This window comes from Methanolobus halotolerans, from assembly GCF_004745425.1.
Lineage (GTDB): Archaea > Halobacteriota > Methanosarcinia > Methanosarcinales > Methanosarcinaceae > Methanolobus > Methanolobus halotolerans.
Genome location: NZ_PGGK01000001.1, coordinates 259,825 through 283,228, shown reverse-complemented (window position 1 = coordinate 283,228; position 23,404 = coordinate 259,825). Strand labels below are relative to the sequence as shown.

The following is a 23,404-nucleotide window of genomic DNA, read 5'->3' as shown; positions in this document are numbered from 1 at the left end:
AATCTTATTAATACCGGACACCTTCTTTTACCTATGAAACTGACCGTCCTTACGGACAATAATACCCTGATAGACAAGTACTACCTGGGAGAGCCGGGGGTTTCATATCTCCTGGAAGAGAATGGATCAAAGGTGCTTTTCGATACGGGATACAGCGATGTATTCATACGGAATGCACAAAAGATGGGTATCGACCTGCTTGAACTTGACTATATCGTTATCTCACACGGACACCTGGACCATACAGGAGGACTCGAGCCTCTGTTACGTCTTTTCACAGAAGCCGGTCTTGAAGGCAGACAGTACAAAAGACCAGTACTACTGGCACACCCCCTGGCATTTAAAAGAAAATACCAGCAAGGAGCAGGAGAGATCGGTGCTTTGGTCTCCGAAGACCGGCTTGCCACCTGCATGGAGATCAGGCACTCCCGGGACCCCATGTGGATATCCGAACAGCTGGTTTTTCTGGGACAGATCCCCCGCGTATTCGATTTTGAGGCAAAGGAGACGATTGGCTGTATCATTGAAGATGATCACAGTAGCCCGGACAGCATTTTAGATGACACTGCGATGGTCTTCAAGACCGTCAGCGGACTGGTGATCATCACCGGTTGTTCGCATTCGGGCATATGCAACATCATCCGTTATGCAAAGGAAGTGTGTAAAGAGGAGCGCATAGTCGACATCGTAGGAGGGTTCCATTTGCTCAGGCCTTCCACAGAGCGATTGGAGGGCACTATGGATCACCTGGAGAAAACAAAACCGCAGAGAGTTCACGCCTGTCATTGCATCGACCTTATGTCAAAGATCGCACTCTCACATGCATGCAACATAGAAGAGGTCGGTGTCGGGCTTGAAATTCAATATTGAGCCCGGCCACGGATCTGCTGTGACCCCTGCTTATGAAAAAAAGTATTGTGGACCGTTTCCGGTCCTTTGATCAGATCATCCTTTCTTGAAACACATGAACCAGTCAAGGCAGTACTTTGATTCCTCTTTGGCTTCCATCCGTTCCTTAGCAGCCCCGCAGGAGCCAGGCGGAGGGATTATTACATCATCGCCGGGTTGCCAGTTTGCAGGGGTTGCAATACCTTCTGCATCGGATTTCTGCAATGCCTGCAAAAGCCTTTTTATCTCGTCCATATTCCTTCCGTTGGAGAGCGGATAGTAAAGTATCGCCCGGACCTTGGCCCTGGGATCGATCATAAATACAGCCCTGACAGCCTGGGTGTCCGATGCACGTGGCTGCAGCATACCATATTTCCTTGACACTTCCATTTTCAGATCTTCGATCACAGGGAATGTGATCTCCACATCTTTCATTCCCTTATACTCTATCTTCTCCCTGATCGTCCTCAGCCATGCAATGTGTGCGTATATGCTGTCGATGGACAATCCGATAAGCTCGCAGTTGAGAGCCTTGAACTCATCCTGCATGCTCGCAAATGTCATGAACTCGGTCGTGCACACAGGTGTGAAATCCGCCGGATGGCTGAAGAGTATGACCCACTTATCCCTGTAATCTTTGGGGAAGTTGATCTCACCGGCTGTCGTTACCGCAGTGAAGGAGGGAGCATCGTCACCTATCAGTGGCATAGAATGTCCCGTGGTCTCACCAGTGGTCGGATCTGCCGTGCCACCCCTGAACTTCTTGATGTTCTGGTCCACGTACTCGGTGATTTCCCTTGCCTGTTTATCGAACTCTTTTTCCAGTTCGAGGTCTCTGACATTTCTGGAAATATAATCACGCATCTCACGGAACTGATTTTCAATATGCTTTCTTGTATCCCTTTTCTCATCCATTGATATCACCTTCAGGCTAAGTGTGAGGAACACCCCTGGCTGAGCAGGTAGAACTATCATCCTTTCCCCACATATTACCCGCTACTAGGAATTATCCTAGTTTTATTGAATAAGTACTTATCCGTAAACTACCCCTGTAAATAATGGCCTTTTAATCTGTTATGAAAAATAGTCCGCACAGGGCCGGACAGCAGGAGGAATAATATGATCAGGGAGATCGGCATGATAATCCAGCTAAGCCTGCTGGAACTACTGGCCTTTGCAGGACCGGTATTATTGATAGGGCTCCTGCTGGGATATATGGAACGACTTTCGAATAATTACCTGCGCCAGAGTTTTGGAAAGAAAGCGATTCTCCTGACCGCATGGATCGGAGTACCTGTGCATGAGACAGGACACCTGCTCATGTGCTGGATGTTCAGGCACAGAATCAGGAAAGTAAAATTGCTGGATCTTAAAGCCAGCGACGCCACCCTGGGATATGTACAACACAGTTATAGCAGGACTAGCCTTTACCAGAGCATGGGCAACTTCTTCATTGGCATCGGCCCCATCCTGAGCGGGAATGTTGTTCTGATCGGTAGTATGTATATATTACTACCCGAATTGTTCAGCAGCTTTTCGGGCCAGCTGGCGGTTTTTACCGGCAGCACCCTGTCCGGCTCCTCTTTTATGGCCTCCGTAGCCACTTTCCTGACAGGACTGCTCGCAAGTCTGGCCGATCCGGCAAATCTTGTGAACATTAACTTCTGGATCTACATTTTACTGTCCATTGGAGTCTCATCTCATATAGCCCTGAGCAGGGCGGACCTGAAAGGAGCCACACGAGGACTGCCTGTTATCTTCATTGTCCTGATTGTTGCCAATACCCTTGCCTTTGTGATATATGCCGACCCCAGGAATGTAGCGGGAGAAATATTGAGATATAACATATATCTGCTAGGGTTTTCCATATTGTCGATCATTTTCTCAGGGCTTAACCTGTTGTTAAGTTACTTTGCATGGTCACTCAGAAAAAGAATGTGATTGAGATCAAAAAATGGCTCCGGGTGGAGACCGGAGCCGTTCTTAGCGGGATGAGGCTTTTGAAGGAGGTAGTATAGATGGATATAGACCCCATGCCACTAATACCAGAGTATTATTTTATTCTGGTTGACGGCGTTAATAGGATACATCATATATAAAGATAACTATATAATGCCCAAAACAATCAGAACTATAATTCAAATATGTTTGTCTTTAAACGATTTTCAGCACCATAAGGCTTTTACTAAGTGAAAAGTAAATACAGTTATACCTGAGGATTCAATGCCAGAAATTTCAATAAAATAATAAAATGTCTGAAGGAACTTCACTTCCGGCAGTATCAGCACTACCACAAAAGTTATGTAAGCCCCCATCTATTGGTATGGACCAAAGGAGGTATCACTTTTGGACGACTTGGTTTTCTTTCTAACTGCTTTTGCATCTTTGTTTGCGATAGTAAGCCCTCCGAGCGCAGTGGTGACCTTCGTTTCACTGACCAACAACGTAACCTATGAAGAAAAGAACATAATTGCTAATAAATCGGTCATCCTTGCCAGCGTCATAGCCATATTCTTTGCAGTTACCGGAGAGATGATACTGGATTTCTTCGGCATAACCATAGATTCCCTCAGGGTTGCAGGTGGTATCCTCCTGTTTGTCGTAGCATTTGATATGATACTTGCAAAGGTTTCCCGTGAGAGTATAACCAAGGGTGAGATAGACAAGTCCATAGACAGAAGTGACATATGGATATTTCCTATCGCACTGCCACTGTTGACAGGTCCGGGTACCATAACCACGGTCATTGTATTAATGGGAAGTGCGGAATCGATGATGCAGAGCGGCTTTGTAATTCTTGCAATACTTGTCACTTTCGGGATTGGCCTGGTCCTGTTCCACTTCTCAAGAAGGATATATAAGTTCATGGGATACACCGGAATGCTGGTATTCACCAGGCTCATGGGACTCTTACTTGCCGCACTGGCAGTGAATTTCATTGTCATAGGAATATGGAATATCTACATCTCTTTCAGTAGCATGTAAAAAATATCCTAACCCCGGAGCAACTCTTTTATTGCAGCTGTGCATAAGCTCATAGGGGTTAGGGATATGGCATCTGAAGAGGAGGACTTTCAATGTACCTCCAGTGGTGATGAACATACCATCGAGCTTAAAGAATTCCTTCGCAGACTGAACACAAAAGCAGAGGGACTTTCTTCTGAAGAGGCACTGAAACGCAAAGATGTCTGCGGAGCTAACGTTCTTGCAAAGAAGGAAAAGGAAGGTCTGCTGAAGAAATACCTTAAACAGTACAGGAACTTCTTTGCCGTATTATTACTGTTTGGCTCATCATTATCGTTCATCGCCGAATACCTGGATCCCGGCCAGGGTAATATTTTCATCGCCATCGCCCTTCTGGGTGTGGTCATACTTAACTCGACCTTCACATTCATCCAGGAATACCAGGCCCAGAGGATAATGGAAAGCTTCCAGAGCCTTATGGCCCCCACTGCAAGGGTACGGCGTGACGGGAAGATAGTGGAGTTACCTGCCTCCGAACTGGTACCGGGGGATGTTATCTATCTTGAAGAGGGTGACAAGGTGCCTGCTGATGCCAGGCTCATCGTGCAGAACAGCCTGAAGGTCGACAACTCACCCATAACCGGTGAAGCCGAACCCCAGTTGAGAGCTCTGGAATGTACGCACGATGAAATGCTGGAATGCAGGAACATGGTGTTCTCCAGTACACTTGTGCAGACAGGTAACGGAGAAGCTGTCATTTTCAGCACGGGTCCTGATACGCAGATAGGAAAGTTATCCCTGCTTACCGAGGAAACGATCTCAGTAGAAACTCCCATCCGTAAGGAACTGAACCGTTTTGTCAAGATTATATCCGCAATTGCTATTTTTCTGGGAATAGTATTCTTTATTATAGGCTACTTCATCCAGGACGCATATCTTGCCAACCTCATATTTGCCATCGGCATCATCGTTGCCAATGTCCCGGAAGGACTTCTGCCTACAGTAACGCTCGCTCTGAGCCTTGCATCCAAGAGGATGGCTAAAAGGAATGCCCTGATAAAGCAGCTCGAGTCCGTGGAAACCCTGGGTTCGACCACGGTCATCTGTACCGACAAGACAGGTACCCTTACACAGAACAAGATGGCAGTGAATTCGGTTCACACTGGCTCGGGATACATTGATGTGAAAAATGGTGAGAAACCACCCGAGATGCTCCTGCGGGTTGCTGCGGTCTGCAACAACTCACGACTATCAGATGAGTCTCCGGGATACAGGGGCGACCCCACCGAAGGTTCATTGCTGGCCTATGCGGATAATTTCAAGGATATCAGGAAAACCCAGGAAAGGTTTCCCAGGCTGGCAGAGTATCCATTCGATTCAAGGGTAAAGAAAATGCAGGTTATATGCAGGACCCCTGAAGGCGATATGGACTCCTATCTCAAGGGCGCTCCGGAGGTACTCCTTAAGCTGTGTAACCGCATAATGCTTGATGGGGAAGAGCAGGAGCTAACCGGCCGGATGAAACGCGGACTTGAAGATGAGTACCTCCAGATGGCAGAAAGGGGCGAGAGGGTATTGGCTTATGCTTTCAGGAAGGCCGATGAGATAAAGGAATACGAGGAAGGGTTCACATTCCTGGGCTTCTCCGGTGCCCTTGACCCTGCACGCCCCGAGGCGAAAGAATCTATCAGGAGATGCTACCGCGCAGGCATCAAGGTGGTCATGATAACAGGAGACCATCCGGTAACTGCAACATCCATATCGAATATAGTAGGGCTCAATAGTGAGAACCGGGAGCCGGTTCTGATAACCGGTGCGGAACTTGAAAAGATGCCGCCAGAGGAACTGGAGCTTAAACTGCAGTCAGATAGCATAATATTCGCCCGTACTTCCCCCCTTCAGAAACTCAAGATAGTAAGAAACTTTCAGGCGGCAGGCGAGATCGTCACCATGACAGGGGACGGTGTCAACGATGCCCCCGCGATCAAGAACGCGGACATGGGCGTTGCCATGGGCAGCGGTACCGATGTTGCCAAGGAATCCGCGGACATGATCCTGCTTGATGACAATTTTGCAACTATTGTGAATGCCGTGGAAGAAGGAAGGACAGTCTTTGATAATATCAAGAAGTTCATTGCCTATATCCTGACAAGTAATATACCCGAGATATTGCCTTTCATAGCCTTCGTGCTGCTTGCCATACCCCTGCCAATGAACGTACAGCTTATCCTTGCCATTGACCTTGGTACTGACATACTGCCTGCAATCGCACTTGCCATCGAACGGGGAGAGGGAGACATTATGAAACGTCCGCCGCGTTCAAGAGAGGAGAAACTGCTCACACCACAGGTATTGCTCACTGCCTACGGCCTAAAAGGACCCATCGAGGCAGCTGCAGGCTTTGCATCTTATTTCGCGGTCCTTTATGGCGGTGGATGGGTATGGGGACAGCAGCTTGACCTATCAGATCCTCTTTACCGGCAGGCGATAACGGCTTTCTTTGCCGCAGTAATTGTCTGCCAGATCGCAAATGTGTTCACTTCAAGGACCAGGAGGCAGTCCGTCTTCACAAAAGGTGTGTTCAGTAACAGGATGGTACTCATCGGTATAGCCAGCGAGCTGATAATACTTGCTCTTATCATGTACCAGCCATCCTTTAATGCAGTATTCAATACCACCCCTGTTCCACTGGAATATGTCCTGCTGGCCATACCGTTTGCCCTGTTACTGTTTGTGGCGGATGAGTTAAGGAAACACTTTGTAAGGAAGGATTCAGCTACCGTCGGCAAGCTGTTCGGGTGGTGATCTTCAGGCCTTCTGCCTGAAGTAGCCTTTTTGGCAGGGACGAAAGGTTGTGCGGTCCGCAAGAAGAGAGACCACATAACAGGAACCCAGGTCCTCCCGCAGAAAGCGGTTTTTCGAAAGAGTATCCTTCAAAATCTTTTCAGATATTCTCATATACAATCGGTAATATAGAGAAAAGACGAGAAAATGGGAGCTGGATGATGCTGGAAAAAAAGTTCATCGTAATAGCGGGTGAAGAAGCAGGACCAAAGTCTAACAAAATGGGCGGTATCTGGAATGTCATTGATGCTGAGGCCAGAAATCTTGCAAAGCTCATAAGCGATGGCGTCATCAGTGAAGAGAGACCACCTGTGATCATTGTTGCAGGCCCTTATTACGGCCACAGTGGTGCCGACTGGAACAAAGGGCTCAATCGTATAACGGACCTGAGTGAATTCGATGAATATGCAGCCGAAGGTGAGTTGCTCACAACACTTGATACCCTCCGGTCGAAGGGCATAGAGACACATATCAGGTCAGGGAAGGTACGGGACACAGATATACTTTACCTGATGTTCAAAACAAAGGATTTCGACCGCCTGAATACAGAATATAAAGGCAAGACCATGTCCCTGGCAAGCATGATCAAATCCGAGGCATACGATTTTCTGGGACTGGACTCCCTTCATTATGAGAACATGAACAATGGCATGGAGTACACCCACTACCTTAATCTTTCCTATGCGATCTCCGAGTTCATCCGGATCCTTGTGACTGCAGGAGAAAAGATCGCTGCCGGATATCACGATAATGCGGTATCGGAGTTTGCAGCCTCCCTGCTCCCGTCCATGCAGGTTTCACTTCACTGCCATGAGTTCGGAGTATTCTATGCCGCTGCCCGTCTTCATAAGATCGGTGTGAATGTCCAGACCGTTGCAACATACCATGCAACGATACCAGGGAGATCCTCAGGCCATCGTTCTATCCGGAAGGTGAGAGAAAAGGACAGCTCATGGGATAGTGGAGTACCTGCCAATTTTTCAAAGCTTGAGTCGCTGTCATCCCATGCTGATGTGGTCACTGCTGTCGGAGACTCGACCCTCAGGGAAATAAAGCTGTTCTACGGGATCGATTCCATAGTCGTGCGCAACGGCATAGACCTGCACCCGGATGATATCGAATGGGAAAAGAAGAAAGCATACCGTAAGAAGATACAGAAATTCCTTTCGGAGAAGATATACAGTGTATACGACAGCAAAGTGATCCCTCCCGACAGGATAGTACCCATATTTTCCATTTCCCGCATCGAGATCGAGAACAAAGGATATCCGGACCTCCTGGATTCGCTGGTCATACTTGACAGAATGGTAAAGACACAGATAGATGCAGGTTATCTTGATGAGGATTACAGGATCATCTGTTTTATTGTAGCAGCCCACGGCCCAAAGACCAATACACCTGACAATTTCCCGATATACCTCCCGGAAGAGCTACTGATAGGCGAGGAAATAAGATTGCAGCAAATGATACAGGCCAGGGGGCTGGAATGTTCCCGTATTCCCGACGGGAGCCGACATGTGGCTGCGGTGCTTTATCCTCAATGGTTGTCAGACCATGACGGCGGATTGAATATGAAAACAGACGAGTTCATGGCAGGGTGTATTGCAGGTGTTTTCCCCTCCAGGTATGAGCCGTTCCTCCTGACAGGCCTCGAAGCCGGAAAAGAAGCAACACCGAGCATAGTCAGCAAGGTATGCGGTTTCAGCGATGCCCTAGGCACCCTCCAAAGGCTTGTTATGGGCATGGGTGGTGTAATAGTCGTAGACAACATCAATCTCCCCTATCTTGAATCGATAACCGATTACGCACTTGCAATGGATTACTTCATCGACACCTATACCGATGACAGGGTCAAGTACAATCTGCTCTGCCAGGAAGCAAGCCTGCTCGCAGGGGATATGAACTGGGAAGCACCCACAAAGCAATACTATGAACTCCTTACAGGTACAAGGATAAAATAATATGTCAGAGATCCGCAAACACTACTTCCTTGACGAGTACTGCATAATAGCATCCGACAGGGGAAAAAGGCCTTCTGCAGCAGAGGCGCGTGATGTAGGCAGGGCCTCTTCAGGTTGTGTTTTCTGCCAGGGAAATGAAGACCGTACCCCTCCTGCAACAGCAGTATACAAAGGCGGAGAGATCCTCAGGGATGGTGAGGGCCAGAGAGTGAGCGGATGGGATGTAAGATGTATCCCCAACATGTTCCCTGCACTCTCACCTGACACGGAAGAAGTATCCTCCCCGGATCCTGAGATCATGCAAGGTTATGGTTTTCATGAGGTGATCGTGGAAAGCCCCCGCCATGAGGACAGACTGAACCTTTTCAGTGATGAGAAGATGCTGTTCCTTATGCAGGTGTACAGGGACAGGGTAATGTACTATCGTTCAAGGGATGGTGTGAGATATGTATCTCTTTTCAAGAACCTGGGCAAGAAAGCTGGTGCATCCCTTGGGCATACACATTCGCAACTCATCGCGATCCCATTTGTGCCTCCCAGCCTTCAGAAGGAGATACGGGCAATAGAAGGCCTTGATAAGTGCCCTTACTGCGTTATCGTTGAAAAGGAAATAGATAGTCAAAGGCTGGTCTGCAGGAATCAGGATTTTGTCGTGATAGCGCCTTTCTGCTCGAAAGTACCATATGAGCTATGGATACTTCCGCTGGAACATGTGAACCATATCTCCGGCTTCAGCGATAGGTTACTTCTCTCTCTGGGAAAGTGTCTGAGATCTGCCATCTCAAGACTGGATGCAACAATTCCGGAGCTTGCATACAACTATATGATATTTCAGGCCGAAGAGCCTGACTATCATTTCAATATAAGGATACAGCCTGCCACATCAATTGCAGCAGGCTTTGAAAAGAATACGGACATACATATAAACTCAATACCCCCTGAGCTGGCAGTTAAGCATCTGCTGGACAGGGAGTGAACTACAAGATCTAAGGGAGGATATTTTATGGAAAATCTAAGAATCGCGATGTTTTCATGGGAAAGCCTTTACTCGGTAAAGGTTGGGGGACTTGCTCCGCACGTTTCCGAACTTGCAGAAGCGCTTGCATCAAGGGGTGATGAGATTCATATATTCACCCGTAATCAAGATATGACCCCCTATGAGATGATCAAAGGAGTGCATTATCACCGTGTCAACCATTCCCTTAACGGAGGCATAGCTCAGCAGATGAATAGTATGTGCGATGCAATGTTCTATGCTTTCCTGGACAGCGTCACACGATTTGGCAGTTTTGACATCGTACATGTCCACGACTGGCATCCTGTGAACGTGGTCACAAGAATAAAAGACGATCTGGGAATCCCCTTCATCATCACCTACCACAGTACCGAATGGGGCAGGAACGGCAATGTTCATGGAAGCTGGTGGGAGGCCACCGAGATAAGTCACAGGGAATGGAGAGGAGGATATGAATCAGCCAAGGTGATCGTCACTTCCGAGGCCCTCAAAGCAGAGATACAGTACCTATACCAGATCCCTGAATACAAAATGGCGATCATCCCCAACGGACTCTATGAGAACAATATGAGGATGGAGGTTGATGCCGGGAAGGTCAAATCCGCTCATGGCATACATCCCTATGCACCTGTTATTCTGTTCGTGGGACGGATGAACTACCAGAAAGGGCCTGATCTGCTGGTACAGGCAATACCAAAGGTACTTGAGAACAGATGGGATGCCAGGTTCGTACTGATAGGGGAAGGGGAGATGAGACCCGTTTGCGAGAAACTTGCATCTGAGCTGGCAGTCAGTGACAGCTGTCATTTCCTGGGTTATGCCAGTGAGATGGTCAAAAAGGAATGGGTCAATGCCTGTAACGTCATGTGCGTCCCAAGCCGCAATGAGCCTTTTGGCATCGTCCTGCTGGAGGCATGGGATGCCGGCAGGAATATCGTAGCAACTGACGCCGTTGAACTTGTTGACAATTTCAAAAACGGTGTTACCGTGTACAAAAATCCCGAATCTATCGCATGGGGGATCAATTATGTACTGGACAACTATGCTGACGGAGAGCTTGGAAAAGCAGGAAGGGAACAACTCCGGGATAAATACAACTGGGACAGGATAGCTGAGAAGACAGTAGAGATCTATCTTGATGCAAAGAACTGAGAGTGTCCGGCGATGTAATGTTGCTCCTCTTGAAAAATTGATAACATCAGGCGATATGGATGAAAAACTTGCTCAATGGATATTCAAGAAAAGCAGGCCTTGCGCCGGGCACTATTGTGCATATCGGTGACAGGAAAACTGAAAGGCCGAAGATCACCCTGATAAACTACGACCAGGACAGCTTTGAGGAAAAAGTCGCAGAGAGAATAGAGGACTGTTTTGAACAGGACCGCAAAGGTGTGACCTGGATAAACGTTGACGGCATACATCAGATAGATATCATTGAGAAGCTGGGAAAACACCTGGAACTGCATCCGCTAGTGATGGAGGATATCCTGCATACGGACCAGCGTCCGAAAATTGAGGATTACGAGTCATACATATACCTGGTGCTCAAGATGCTGCGGTATGACGATATTGATAACGACATCAAGGCCGAACAGGTAAGCCTTGTACTTGGCCGGGATTTTGTTGTTTCCTTCCAGGAAGTCGAAGGTGATACATTCAATGCCGTGAGGAAGAGGTTAAGGACCTCAAAAGGGCGCATCCGCTCCATGGATGCCAGTTATCTTGCCTATGCCCTGATGGATTCCATAGTTGACAATTATTTTGTTGTGCTGGAGAGAGTCAGTGAGATTATAGAAACACTTGAAGACGAGCTGATCCAGAACCCCGTTTCTGAGACACTTGAAGATATCCATGACCTGAAAAAGGAGATCATATACTTCCGCAAGTCCGTGTGGCCGCTCAGAGAAGTGATCAGCGGTCTGGAACGGACCGGACCCCCGCTTATAGCAGATACCACACAGATATATCTGAAGGATATATATGACCACACTATCCGGGTGGCCGAGAGCATCGAAACATACCGCGATATCATTACCGGAGTAATGGACCTTTATCTGTCCAGTATCAGTAATAAGATGAACGAGGTCATGAAAACATTAACTATAATAGCCACTATATTCATACCACTTACCTTTGTTGCAGGTGTATATGGCATGAATTTCGAGTACATGCCCGAACTGGAATGGAAATGGGGATACCCGGCTGTGTGGATTATCATGATAATGGTATCCGCTGCAATGGTCATGTATTTCCGCAACAAGAAATGGTTATAAAACAGTAAAGGACCCTATAATGTTCAATAAATATACTCCACCTTTCACAATAGAGAAAGAAGACATCACAATATCAGTAGAAAAGGAGAATGGCAACCTCGTCTACAAGAGAGTTCTGAATGGAGACGATACAGTTGAAAAGATCCTCCTTCACAATGGCTGTGAATTCCTCATAAACCCCATTGAACCTGTGAACATCCCCAAGGCCCTGAGTTCGTTCCTGCTTATAGAGTTCCAACGTCCAGTTATGATCGCTCCTTACGAGAAACAGACGGTACATCTGAAATTCCCGGTAGAGATAGGTATATTCGTATCAAGGAAAAGAGGGGAACATGAACTCATAGACATACTGACACTTGCTCCCAGTAAGTTCACCCTCTATGGCGATCCCAACCGGGGAGTTATATGCAAGTACTGGGAAAGCGAGGTCCATTCTTCATACCCCCATCCGGACATACTTCGTGAAGGAGATCTGGAACTGGAGATCATTAACGACACAAATAACTGGATGGAATTGACCAGGGCCGTGTTCAACGCTTATGGGATGAAGATATACTACGGTTCGGACAGAATATCCATGAGGGCTCAAATGAAGATAATAAATAAGAGCCTTGCAGAAACGGAATTCCAGACATATGCCCTGTCACCTGGTTTCCACAGATCGGTTGAACTGTACACATCACGCAAGATACTGCTTAACAGCACAAAGAGCATAATGGAGTTCGGCCTATGAATGTTACCGGAGTGATGGACTCGGTCCTGACTTTCCAGGACATGATACTTAAGATCATAGGGGTTGTGCTGATCCTCTTTATAGCAATTGCCATCGGAAAAGGAATCAGCATATATATGCAGAGGTCCCTCAAGGACAAGATCGATTCTGAGCATATGAATATTATGCAGAAGGTAGCATATTATGGCGTGATCGTACTTGCTATTGTGGTCTTTATTTTCCCTATCCTTAACATAGAACCCTCAGGCCTCCTTGTGGCCGGTGGTGTCGTAGGTATCGTTATAGGTTTTGCAAGTCAGAGCATTGTCGGGAATTTCATATCCGGCCTGTTTCTGATGACCGAACGGCCTGTCAAGATTGGTGACCAGGTCAACATCAACAACCATGCAGGGTATGTGGAAGACATAAACATGATCTCCACTATCATCAGGACTTATGACGGCCTGTACATGAGGATACCGAACGAGACTGTTTTCACGACCGACATAACCAATTACGTTGCAAACGTGGTAAGGAGATTCGATTACGTCGTTGGGATACGTTACGAAGATGATGCCGATCAGGCAATAGAGATTATTCAGGAGATACTGGATAAGGAACCCTTTGCACTCAAGGACCCACCAGCGGGAATATTTGTTGATAACCTTGGAGATAACTCGGTCAATATACTTGTAAGGATATGGGCGCCCATAACCGAGTGGTACGAGCTGAAGACAAGGCTTCTCTGGGTCATCAAAAAGACACTTGGAGAGAATGGTATAGAGATCCCCTTCCCACAGAGAACCGTCTGGTTTGCCAGCGAACTGCAGACAGAGAGGATACCTCAGATCGGGAGTAATGAGAATGAGATCAATGAGACATTTTGAGGAGAGAGCTGATGAAGACCGTATGCGTTTGTTTTGAGGTGCACCTTCCATTGCCCGTCAGATGGTACTGGCCGTGGGAAGGATACGCTTCTCCGGAAATTAAAAAGTACTTTGATATGGAGAAGGCTTTCCAGAATTTTACAAGGCTGGAAAAGGATATGACAGACATCAACCGCGCCCTGGCAGATTCTATGGATAATGGCGGGAAATATGCTTTTGATATATCAGGTGTCTTTCTGGAACAATGCAAATGGACACCCGGCATACTGCGTAGCTTCAAGGAGCTTGTCAGTATGGGTGCAGGCCTTATAGCATCTCCTTATTATCATTCGGCCTGTCCTTTGTTCGATGATCTAAAAGAGTTTGAAACACAGGTGCACATGCATGTCGAAACACTGGAGGATCTGTTCGGCATGAAACCTGTATCCTTTGCAAACCCGGAACTGCTGCTTGAGCAGAAGGTCATGGGTTCTATCAGGGCCATGGGATTTGAATGTTTCATAGCAGAGGGTTCACAAAACCTGATCAATGGTAGTGAGCCTGTATGTGTATATGAAAATGAGGTCCCGACCCTTTTGCGCCACATCAATCTAAGCGAAGACATCGAAAGGATGTTCTCCGACAGGACATGGCCCGGATTCCCATTGATACCTGAAAAATTCGCTGCATGGGTCGCAGGTGTGCAGGGGGATGTGATCACACTGTACATAAAGTACGATGCACTTCAAAACCATCTCCGGAAGAACACAGAAATTCTGCAGTTTCTCAGGGACCTGCCGGCAAGTCTGGCGAAGCAGGATATTGAAATGCTCTTACCGGAGGAAGCTGCAGGAAGATACAGCACGGAGAAACTGCCATCCCTTCATTCTAAAAAGACAGCACGTTACGGTATGCATAACCTCTTAGGCAACCATGCACAGCATCTTTACATGTATGAGCTCCAGACTATTGGTGACGAGCTTGCCATTTGTGGCCCTGATGAGAAAAGTGAAAAGCTCAGGAACATATATCGTCACCTGCAGCAGACTGATATTTTCCTTGAAATGAATGCAGAAGGACGTCGTATGGGATATGAGAGAGCGGTCAATAATTTTTCTATACTATCCGATCTGAAACGATCTTTAGTGGAGGGTTGTAAATGAAGTCTCTTTGCTTTTACTTTGAGCTTCACCAGCCACACAGGCTAAAATGGTTCTGGCCTGATAAAAGGTCAGGCGGATTTGAGAGATATTTCGATAACGATATCAATAAAGATATCTTTCGGAGGGTTTCTGAGAAATGCTACCTGCCCGCAAACCGCACTATACTGGAACTTATAGATACCACTAATGGTGAGTTCAGGGCAAGCATGTCGATTACAGGCACTCTTTTGAGCCAGTGTGAGAGCTGGGGCGAGGACGTGCTGGACTCTTTCCGTGAGCTTGCAGATACAGGTTGCGTGGAGTTCCTTGATGAGACTTACTACCATTCTCTTGCTGCACTTTTCGAGTCAAGGGAGGAATTCATCGAAGAGGTCAGGGAGCACCGCAGAGCAATATCACAGATGCTGGGTGTCGAGCCGCAAGTCTTCAGGAACACAGAGCTCATGTACAATAACACCATAGCCGGGTTAGCTGCGGAAATGGGTTATAAGGCAATACTGACCGAAGGTATCGAGCGGGTACTGGAAGGCAGGTCCCCGAACCATGTATATAAGGCAAAAGGCAGCGATATTGCAGTGCTTCTCCGGAACTACAAGTTGAGTGATGACATTGGATACCGTTTCTCATCTCCCTGGTGGGAGGAATATCCGCTGACTGCAAACAAATGGGCAGACTGGATATCCAGCAGTTCAGGGGAGACAGGCAATATATTCATGGATTACGAGACATTCGGAGAGCATCAGTGGACAGATACAGGGATATTTGAATTTCTCAGGGCACTGCCCGGAGAGATCACCGACCGGGGTGTGAGATTTTTCACCCCTTCCCAGACTATCAAAAACTACTCCCCTGCAGGCGAGATAGATGTCGGGGAGTTCTCGACGATCTCCTGGGCCGATATTGAAAGAGATACCAGCGCCTGGCTTGGGAACGATATGCAGAGACGATGTTTTGAGGAAGCAAAGATGCTTGAACCATATGTAAAGGCAACCGGTGATAAAGAGCTCATAAAGATATGGAAACATCTGCTGACATCGGACCATTATTACTACATGAGTACAAAATGGCTGGGTGACGGAGATGTTCATTCGTATTTCAGTATACATTCCTCGCCTTATGACGCTGCAGTCAATTTCATGGCAGTGATGATGGATCTTAAGGAAAAGGTTTTCAGGAAGCTAAGAAAAACGGAATAAGGTTTTACTTGCTACAATTATATTCAATTTACAAGGAGTTCAGATCATGGTACGAGACCTTTGCATGTTCTCAAAAGCTGACGAAGAAGCTGAAGTCATCTGGTTCAGGGTAGCCTATAGGAATACCGTACATTCGGAAGCTGACATTACATCCCTGTTTGCAGAGAAAGGACTTGATATGAGGTTTGCATATCTTGATAGTCTTGAAGACCCCTCAAGAGGCAAATATGTCATCTTCACGGAAGTTGAGAAGGGAAAGGATGTAAGCAGCATTGTCAAAGAGCTGGAGGAACTTGATGTGGTACTGAATGTGGAATTCGGGATCTCAAGGAACCAGGTCATGCAGGCTGTAGATTTCCCTTTAAGCCTTTTCGGAGAAAGGGCCATCATTTTAAGGGCTAGGACATTTGTCGATATCCTGAAAATATTGAACGAACACGTTCAGCAAGCTGAAGGGATTCAAATGCTTACCGGAATTAAAAGCGGTACCATTGCAGTCAAACTTTTAAGAGAAATTATCAATATTAATGAGAATAACTGTTTTGACCTGTTAAAAGAGCTTTTCATGGCTGCAGGATGGGGAATACTGGAATATGATATCGACATCCACAGCCTTAAAGGTACTATTACGACCAGAGATTGTTTCATTTCCGATTCATATAAAGAGAGCGAAGTACCCGTTTGTGCATATGTCAGTGGTTTTTTTGCAGGTTTCATATCGGAAGTTACCAAAAGAGCGGTACGAGTACGGGAAAGTCAGTGTCTGACCACAGGACACATTTCCTGTGAGCATATAGTGTCTCCTGCGCCAGAGGGTACAAAGATAGAACACGTTCTGAGGAGAGAGCTGGATTGATCAGACAACCCAATTCTATCCTGGGTAACCGGCAGTTACTGGTCACCATGGGTAAAAAAGGAGAGCTCTTCGGTTTTTTCTACCCTGGCAGGGACTTCGCCCAGCATCTGGAAGAATCCCAGTCCTGTTTGTATGACGGGCACAGGCTCATCTGGTCCAACGATCACGAATGGCACGTCAGTCAGAGATACTTCGAGAACACCAATATTGTGAATACTGAACTGGTGCATCCCTGCGGTCTGAAAATGCATATCAGGGATTTTATCCATACGGACCAGCCCATAATGGTGCGTAATTACAGTATAACATCCCACGGAGGATTTCACGGGAAGTTCTTTTACTACTCCAATTTCAAGATTGGCGAGATGCAGAAAAAGAATTCTGCATTCTGCGATCATGATGCCGGGATGCTCGTTCAGTACTGGAAGGACTACCACATCGGGATCAGCTCGCGACCTGTATTCGAAGAATGGCAGATAGGAAAGGCGCTTGACACTATCTGGTGGACCAATGCCAAGTACGACATGGAAGATGGTGAACTTCAGAACAACCGCGAGGACATAGGCAACATAAACAATGCCATCGGATGGAAACTGGACATTGATGCCGGTTCTACAGCCGAGATAACCATATTCATCAGTGCTGCATCCACAAGACTATCGCTTTACGGAAGAATACGCGACATACGCAATCAGACTATGGAAAACATGCTCAATGAGACTCAAGAAAGCGGGATTAAGTGGCTCTCCAGAAAAACGCTACTGGAACTTAAGGATCTGCCGGGATTTGAGTCTGTCAGGCTGGAACTGATGGAAGCATTCAACCGTTCATTGCTTACACTAAGCATCCTCAATGACCCGGTCAGAGGCTCCTTTGTTGCGGCACCTGAATTCGACCATGATTTTGAAAAAAGCGGCGGATACGGTTATTGCTGGAACAGGGACAGCTCAGAGATTGTGATCGCGCTTCTAAATGCAGGATACCCCGAATACTGCGAACGTTTCTTCAGGTGGTGCAAAAAGACCCAGCTCCCGGATGGTTCCTGGTTCCAGCGATACTGGCTTGATGGCAATGCAGGTTCCTCATGGGGAAACTTCAGTCATTCCACCCAGATAGATGAGACCGGCTCCACGCTCTTTGCAATGGAGAGTTATTATAGCAGTCTGGAACCTGTACTCAAAAGAGAGTTCCTTGACAGGATCTGGGCGACTGTCCTCTCAGCAGCTGAATACCTGATGAGAAGAACTCCGGAAGGGATGCATGAACCCTGCATATGCCTCTGGGAAACCTATTCCGGCATCTTCACCTATACCAATGCTGCGATCTACGGCGGGCTGGTAGGTGCTGCACAGATGGCAAAGGACTATAACGAAATGGATCTTGCCAGCAGATGGCTTGAAAGAGCTGAACTGATCAAACAACAGACAATTAAACAGTTGTGGCTGCCGGAGGAAGGTTACTTTGCAAGGGGAATAGCCCATAATGGCAGAATCGATAAAGACATCGATGCCAGTATCCTTGGTACTTTCGTACCCTTCAATATGCTCTCTGCGGATGATGAGAACGAACGGGCAATGATCCATTCGATGATCGGCAACATCGAGTCCAGGCTCAGGGTACGGGTTAATGATCATTTTGGTATCAAACGATATGAGGATGATACGTATATTGACGGTAATCCCTGGGTAGTGACAACTCTATGGCTGTCAAAGGCGATGCTCTCACTTGCGGGATCGATCAAGGGCGTAAATGATGGTACTGAAAAGAATGAAGAATGGAAAATAATGACAACTGAAGCACTGGAATACATCCGATGGTCACTTAGGGGGACTACCAGTGCCGGAATGTTACCTGAGCAGGTGAACAAGCACACTGGCAGGCCGGCATGGGCCATTCCTTTATGCTGGAGCTGTGCCCTGATGCTGGAAAACATCGTTCTGCTTGATGGACTGAAGTAGCCTTTTGGCAGTGCTTTGATATGGTAAGATATCACTATGAAGAACACTACTTATACGCCCGGGACCGGATATGGCATAAAGGAAGAGTTGCTGAGCAAGGAGTGGATAATTACCAACGGTCTTGGAGGATACGCTTCATCCACTTCCCTGGGAATGAACACCAGAAAGTACCATGGATTGATGATAGCAGCCATGAACCCTCCGGTGCAACGAAGATTGCTGCTCTCCTCACTTGACGAGGAAATCCGTATCGGAGAGGAAACATATTACCTCGGAGTGCACAAATATCCAGGTAATATCCATCCTCATGGTTACCAGTACCTTGAAAACTTCACCACAGAACCGGTTCCTTCCTTTAACTACAATGTCAGAGATATCAGTATTGAAAAGAAGGTGTTCATGGTCTATGGAAAAAATACGACCGTGATAATATACAACATAAACAACCCCCTCAATACTCAAGTGAGGTTCAGGGTATTTCCACTTGTGAACGACAGAAATATCCACCATCTGACCAGAGCCGATGATATCAGTTTCGACCAGCAGGCTGCAGAAAAGAGCACAGTCCTGAAAAACGGACAGAGTACACTATACCTGAGTTCGGATATGTGGTACACACCACAGACTTACTGGTACTACGATTTTGAATATGATATGGAACTCTCAAGGGGTTATCCTTACATAGAGGATAATTTCAATTCGGGATATTTCGAAACCAGTATTGGAAAAGGAAATTCATCTGTTTTTATTGTTGCATCCACAGAAGATACGGATCTGCCAGATCATTTTGATATCGGATATGTCCGGGAATCGCTTGACCGGGAGATCGGGCGCAGGGTAAAGCTTGTAGAACAATGCGACAAAGATGATGCTTTTTTCGGGAGGCTCGTCACTGCAGGAGACTCTTTTATAGTCAGTCGAACTTCCACAGGCTCAAAGACCGTTATAGCCGGTTATCACTGGTTTGCGGACTGGGGAAGGGATTCTATGATATCACTGCCCGGATTAACACTTGTAACAGGCAGGTTCGATGTTGCCAGGGATATACTCTCGACCTTTGCAGACAACTGTCGGGAAGGCCTTATACCCAACGTGTTTCCCGATAACCCGAATGCATCGCCGCTTTATAACACAGTGGATGCATCCCTCTGGTTCATTCATGCTCTGGGAAGATACTTCGACTACACAGATGACACTGAATTTATCAATACCATGTGGAACACGGTCGAAGCTATACTGGCCCGTTACCGCGAAGGCACGGAATTTGATATTATAATGGATGAGGACTGCCTGATATCCCATGGGGGACAGCTTACCTGGATGGATGCGAAGGTTGGTGACCTGGAGATAACACCCAGAAAAGGAAAAGCCTGTGAGATAAATGCCCTCTGGTACAATGCCCTGAGATATGCAGAGTACATGGGAGAACGCCTCGGGAAAGACACAGTTGCATTTACCAAGACCGCCGAAAGAGCCAGAAGTAGTTTCGAGAAAAAATTCTGGAACAGGGAAAAGGAATGTCTCTATGATACCATCCCGGGACCGGATAACGGGTCTGATGAAAAGGATGCTTCTGTAAGGTCGAACCAGATCCTTGCCGTGTCACTCCCGTTTACCATGCTGCCCCGAAGAATGGAGAAGAGCATCGTTGATGTTGTCACAAGGGAACTGCTGACACCTTATGGCCTCAGGACCCTTTCCCCGTCTGATGCAAAATATATAGGGAACTATCAAGGAGATACCCTGAACAGAGACCGCGCATATCATAACGGTACAGTTTGGGCATGGTTGCTCGGACCGTACATAACGGCATACAGGAAAATTAAAGAATACTCAGAGGATAGCAAAACAGAGATGGAACTGCTCCTTGAAAGCCTCAGAAAACACCTTGATGAGGCAGGTATTGGCACTATTTCAGAGATATTTGACGGGGATGCTCCCCACATACCGGGCGGATGCATTTCCCAGGCATGGAGTGTTGCAGAGATAAGCCGTATCCAGGCAGAGGAGATACTGTATCAGAGTAATGTTGTAAAGCATCAGAGATAGAATAGAGAGACAAAAACATGAATTAGAACTAACTGTCATATTAGCATAAGATCAGCCCGAAATATTATTTTGACAGATCTCATTAGTCAGTCCTTTCTTTACATTACACCCATGTGTTTATCCGGATGCATGAGCCACAGCTGTCTGCATCCGGAAGTTTTGTTAAGCCGGTTGCTATCTCTCTTAAAGCAGGGTCATCAAGATCTGCCATAATATAAGAAGAACAATCAAAGCTACCAGGACTCTAACGATCCATTCTAACATTTGTAAATCACTCCCCTTTAGGAATTTGGTCATTATCATTCTTATACTTTATCATTTTAGTTAAACATGCCTTTACCTGTTGAATCCGGACCAAACATCGGAAAGCATATGCAGCTGACCGGAGAAGATATCATTAAAATCATGCAAGGGCATTTTCTTCCCCTGAATCCAGCGCGAACAGACATGAAGAACCTGTCCGTTCGACGGCACTGCGGATAAAATCAAAGTCAGGGTCGGGTCCCATACTGAAAATATTTATAGAAGCCTGCGGAGCTTTGGATATATTGGACCTTATATCACCAAGCAGGACCTTATCCTTTACATTCGGGATCCTTGCAATCTCAGCAAGGTTCTCCAGATACTCCTTAGCTTTGTAAACATTGTGCTGTTCCTGTACATTCGTGATCATCCTCAGTGATGCTTCCCAGTTCTTCTTAAGCTTATAGGATATGAGAATGGCCAGGTCCTGATTGCCCAGGTCCATGCTGATGTCCCAGTCAGGACTGTGATCATCTATCCACAGGTTAATGGAGTTCATTCTCCCAAAAACAGCATTCCGGTGAACAGCCAGTATCAGCACACCAATGTTATGCTGTGAAGCCTTCTTGACCACATTCCTGATCTTATCATCCTGACCGTCAAAACTGTCCATATGAATGAACAGCACCCTGGGTCTGAAGAACGAACCACCCAGTGCTTCCATCCCTGCCACCAGGTTCTGTTCGAACGTCTCGGTGTCGATGATAGTCCAGGAAGAGAAGACCCCCCTCTTCCTGAATGAGCTGGTCAGGTCTATCAGACGGGATGTGAGCTTTTTATCATCGACCTTTCCTGTCAGGCCGAGTATCTTGATAGAACCCTTGGGATAAGTGATATCTTTCAGAAAATGGAAGGCGCCAGCCAGTATATTGGGGTCCTCCACAGGTACCAGCAGATTTGCCTTCCAGGTCCTTTCATTCGAAGGAGCGATCTTATTGCTCTGTTTTGCAGCCCATTCCGCAATTGCTACGAAAAGACCGCTTCGTACATCCCCGAAAGGTGCCTTCAGATGTTTTTTCAGGAGATAGGCATGTATCAGCACCACAACCACAACCGCCAGCAGGCTGAATATGGGATTGATTATGAACATTACAAAAAAACTCCCAAAGGCCCCTATAAAAGAAACGGCCTTGGGTATCCTGAAAAGAGGCCTGAAGCTAACCAGCTGGAGATTCTGTTCTATCAGCACGACCATATTGATCATTGCATAGGTCAGCAGAAAGAACATAGCAATAAACGGAGCAATTGCGTTCAGGTTACGCAGCAACAGTGCCAGGAAGACTATGATACCGGTCATTATCATTGCATTGCGGGGCTCTCCTGAGCTTGATCTCTGTGCCAGCCAGTCACTTGCGGGAAGTATCTTATGATCACCAAGAGCCTGCAGGATACGTGGCGCACCCACTATGGACGAAAGGGCCGATGAGAATGTGGCGCCCAGCAGACCTGCAACAATAAGCTGACCCCATGCAGCCTTTTCTGCAATTACCGTATAATTGCTCACCAGCTCTTCATTGCTTGCGGAACTTGCAAGCCAGAAAGCCAGCAACATATAGATGACAAGACTTAGGACAATGGCTGAAAGCGTACCAACCGGGATGCTACGCCGGGGGTTTTTCAGCTCCCCGGACATGTTTGCACCAGCCATTATACCTGTGGCTGCCGGGAAGAATACAGCAAACACACCCCAGAAACCAATTCCTGAAAACTCATTCTCCGGAGAACCTGCAAAAGAGCCCCACCACGTAATAGGCTCCTGCATAGAACCCGAGTATGCAGCCCAGATGATAGATATGAAGGAAGAAATAATGATCGCCAGAATCACGTACTGTATCCTGAATGCCATGGATGCGCTGATGTAGGCAACAACAAACAGTATAGTAAAAGCCAAAAGGTCTACGACTATAGCCGGATGGTCCGGAAATATCCAGAGCCAGCCAGCACGGAAACCGAATATGTACATTGCCACTGCGAGGGTCTGGGAAAGATAAAGAGGAATTCCGATACTGCCACCGACTTCAAGGCCAAGGGACTGGGATATTACAGAAAAGGCACCTCCCGCACCTATTCTGATATTGGTCGTAATAGACGATAGAGAAAGACCCGTGGCAAGAGTAATGCTAAAGGAGATAAGTATAATAAGCCATGCTCCGAGAAGACCTGCATTACCGACAACCCACCCTTCCCTCAGATACATGATCACACCAAGAATCGTCAGGAGTGTCGGGACGAACACACCTCCGAATGTTCCGAAAAGTTTTTTTCCAGGTACAATGCCTTTATGCTCTTCAACCTTGTTTTGCAGGTTTTCTCCTTCCGGAGGATCATCATTACCTACAGACATGAACGAAATTCC

Annotated in this window: 17 protein-coding genes; 15 read left to right on the top strand and 2 right to left on the bottom strand. The window is 46.9% G+C overall.

Annotated elements, in window-relative coordinates; genetic code table 11:
- The first annotated feature begins 33 nt into the window (after window positions 1-33).
- Window positions 34-870 (top strand): MBL fold metallo-hydrolase, encoded by an 837-nt coding sequence (locus tag CUN85_RS01360; protein WP_135388221.1) that lies wholly within the window; start codon window positions 34-36, stop codon window positions 868-870.
- Between the two features lie 75 nt (window positions 871-945).
- On the opposite strand, the gene CUN85_RS01355 is transcribed toward CUN85_RS01360, so the two are convergent.
- Window positions 946-1,596, bottom strand: coding sequence for a peroxiredoxin (locus CUN85_RS01355; RefSeq protein WP_135388359.1), 651 nt, complete (start codon window positions 1,594-1,596; stop codon window positions 946-948).
- 411 nt (window positions 1,597-2,007) lie between these two features.
- Between CUN85_RS01355 and CUN85_RS01350 the strand changes: the two genes are divergently transcribed.
- The 14 genes from CUN85_RS01350 to CUN85_RS01285 all read left to right on the top strand — a co-directional run bounded on the left by CUN85_RS01350 (window position 2,008) and on the right by CUN85_RS01285 (window position 20,745).
- Window positions 2,008-2,829 carry a hypothetical protein gene (locus CUN85_RS01350; protein WP_135388218.1) on the top strand — a complete coding sequence of 274 codons (822 nt, stop codon included), beginning with the start codon at window positions 2,008-2,010 and terminating at the stop codon, window positions 2,827-2,829.
- A gap of 405 nt (window positions 2,830-3,234) precedes the next feature.
- Complete coding sequence (locus CUN85_RS01345; RefSeq protein ID WP_135388215.1) at window positions 3,235-3,873, top strand: MarC family protein; 639 nt, start codon at window positions 3,235-3,237, stop codon at window positions 3,871-3,873.
- Between the two features lie 66 nt (window positions 3,874-3,939).
- Window positions 3,940-6,657, top strand: a complete 2,718-nt coding sequence (locus tag CUN85_RS01340) for a cation-translocating P-type ATPase (protein WP_135388212.1) — start codon at window positions 3,940-3,942, stop codon at window positions 6,655-6,657.
- A gap of 200 nt (window positions 6,658-6,857) precedes the next feature.
- Complete coding sequence (locus CUN85_RS01335; protein ID WP_135388356.1) at window positions 6,858-8,657, top strand: glycosyltransferase; 1,800 nt, start codon at window positions 6,858-6,860, stop codon at window positions 8,655-8,657.
- 1 nt (window position 8,658) lies between these two features.
- Window positions 8,659-9,633, top strand: coding sequence for a galactose-1-phosphate uridylyltransferase (locus CUN85_RS01330; protein ID WP_135388209.1), 975 nt, complete (start codon window positions 8,659-8,661; stop codon window positions 9,631-9,633).
- 27 nt (window positions 9,634-9,660) lie between these two features.
- A complete protein-coding gene (locus tag CUN85_RS01325) occupies window positions 9,661-10,824 on the top strand; it encodes a glycosyltransferase family 4 protein (RefSeq protein ID WP_135388206.1) in 1,164 nt (387 codons plus the stop codon).
- A gap of 59 nt (window positions 10,825-10,883) precedes the next feature.
- Window positions 10,884-11,945, top strand: a complete 1,062-nt coding sequence (gene corA, locus CUN85_RS01320; RefSeq protein ID WP_135388202.1) for a magnesium/cobalt transporter CorA — start codon at window positions 10,884-10,886, stop codon at window positions 11,943-11,945.
- A 19-nt stretch (window positions 11,946-11,964) separates the two neighbouring features.
- A complete protein-coding gene (locus CUN85_RS01315) occupies window positions 11,965-12,678 on the top strand; it encodes a DUF432 domain-containing protein (RefSeq protein WP_135388199.1) in 714 nt (237 codons plus the stop codon).
- Complete coding sequence (locus CUN85_RS01310) at window positions 12,675-13,544, top strand: mechanosensitive ion channel family protein (RefSeq protein WP_135388196.1); 870 nt, start codon at window positions 12,675-12,677, stop codon at window positions 13,542-13,544. The genes CUN85_RS01315 and CUN85_RS01310 overlap by 4 nt, the downstream gene beginning before the upstream one ends.
- Before the next feature lie 11 nt (window positions 13,545-13,555).
- Window positions 13,556-14,686: an alpha-amylase gene (locus tag CUN85_RS01305; protein WP_135388193.1), complete on the top strand. Its 1,131-nt coding sequence runs from the start codon at window positions 13,556-13,558 to the stop codon at window positions 14,684-14,686.
- Window positions 14,683-15,882 carry a glycoside hydrolase family 57 protein gene (locus CUN85_RS01300; RefSeq protein WP_135388190.1) on the top strand — a complete coding sequence of 400 codons (1,200 nt, stop codon included), beginning with the start codon at window positions 14,683-14,685 and terminating at the stop codon, window positions 15,880-15,882. Before CUN85_RS01305 ends, CUN85_RS01300 begins: the two co-directional genes overlap by 4 nt.
- A gap of 46 nt (window positions 15,883-15,928) precedes the next feature.
- The gene (locus CUN85_RS01295) at window positions 15,929-16,738 is read left to right on the top strand and encodes a V4R domain-containing protein (protein WP_135388187.1); all 810 of its coding nucleotides are present in this window, start codon (window positions 15,929-15,931) and stop codon (window positions 16,736-16,738) included.
- Complete coding sequence (locus CUN85_RS01290; protein WP_135388184.1) at window positions 16,735-18,696, top strand: glycoside hydrolase family 15 protein; 1,962 nt, start codon at window positions 16,735-16,737, stop codon at window positions 18,694-18,696. The genes CUN85_RS01295 and CUN85_RS01290 overlap by 4 nt, the downstream gene beginning before the upstream one ends.
- 36 nt (window positions 18,697-18,732) lie before the next feature.
- On the top strand, window positions 18,733-20,745 hold the full coding sequence (locus tag CUN85_RS01285; protein ID WP_135388183.1) for an amylo-alpha-1,6-glucosidase: 2,013 nt from the start codon (window positions 18,733-18,735) through the stop codon (window positions 20,743-20,745).
- A gap of 403 nt (window positions 20,746-21,148) precedes the next feature.
- On the opposite strand, the gene CUN85_RS01280 is transcribed toward CUN85_RS01285, so the two are convergent.
- A complete protein-coding gene (locus tag CUN85_RS01280; protein ID WP_135388180.1) occupies window positions 21,149-23,392 on the bottom strand; it encodes an amino acid permease in 2,244 nt (747 codons plus the stop codon).
- Window positions 23,393-23,404: the final 12 nt, after the last annotated feature.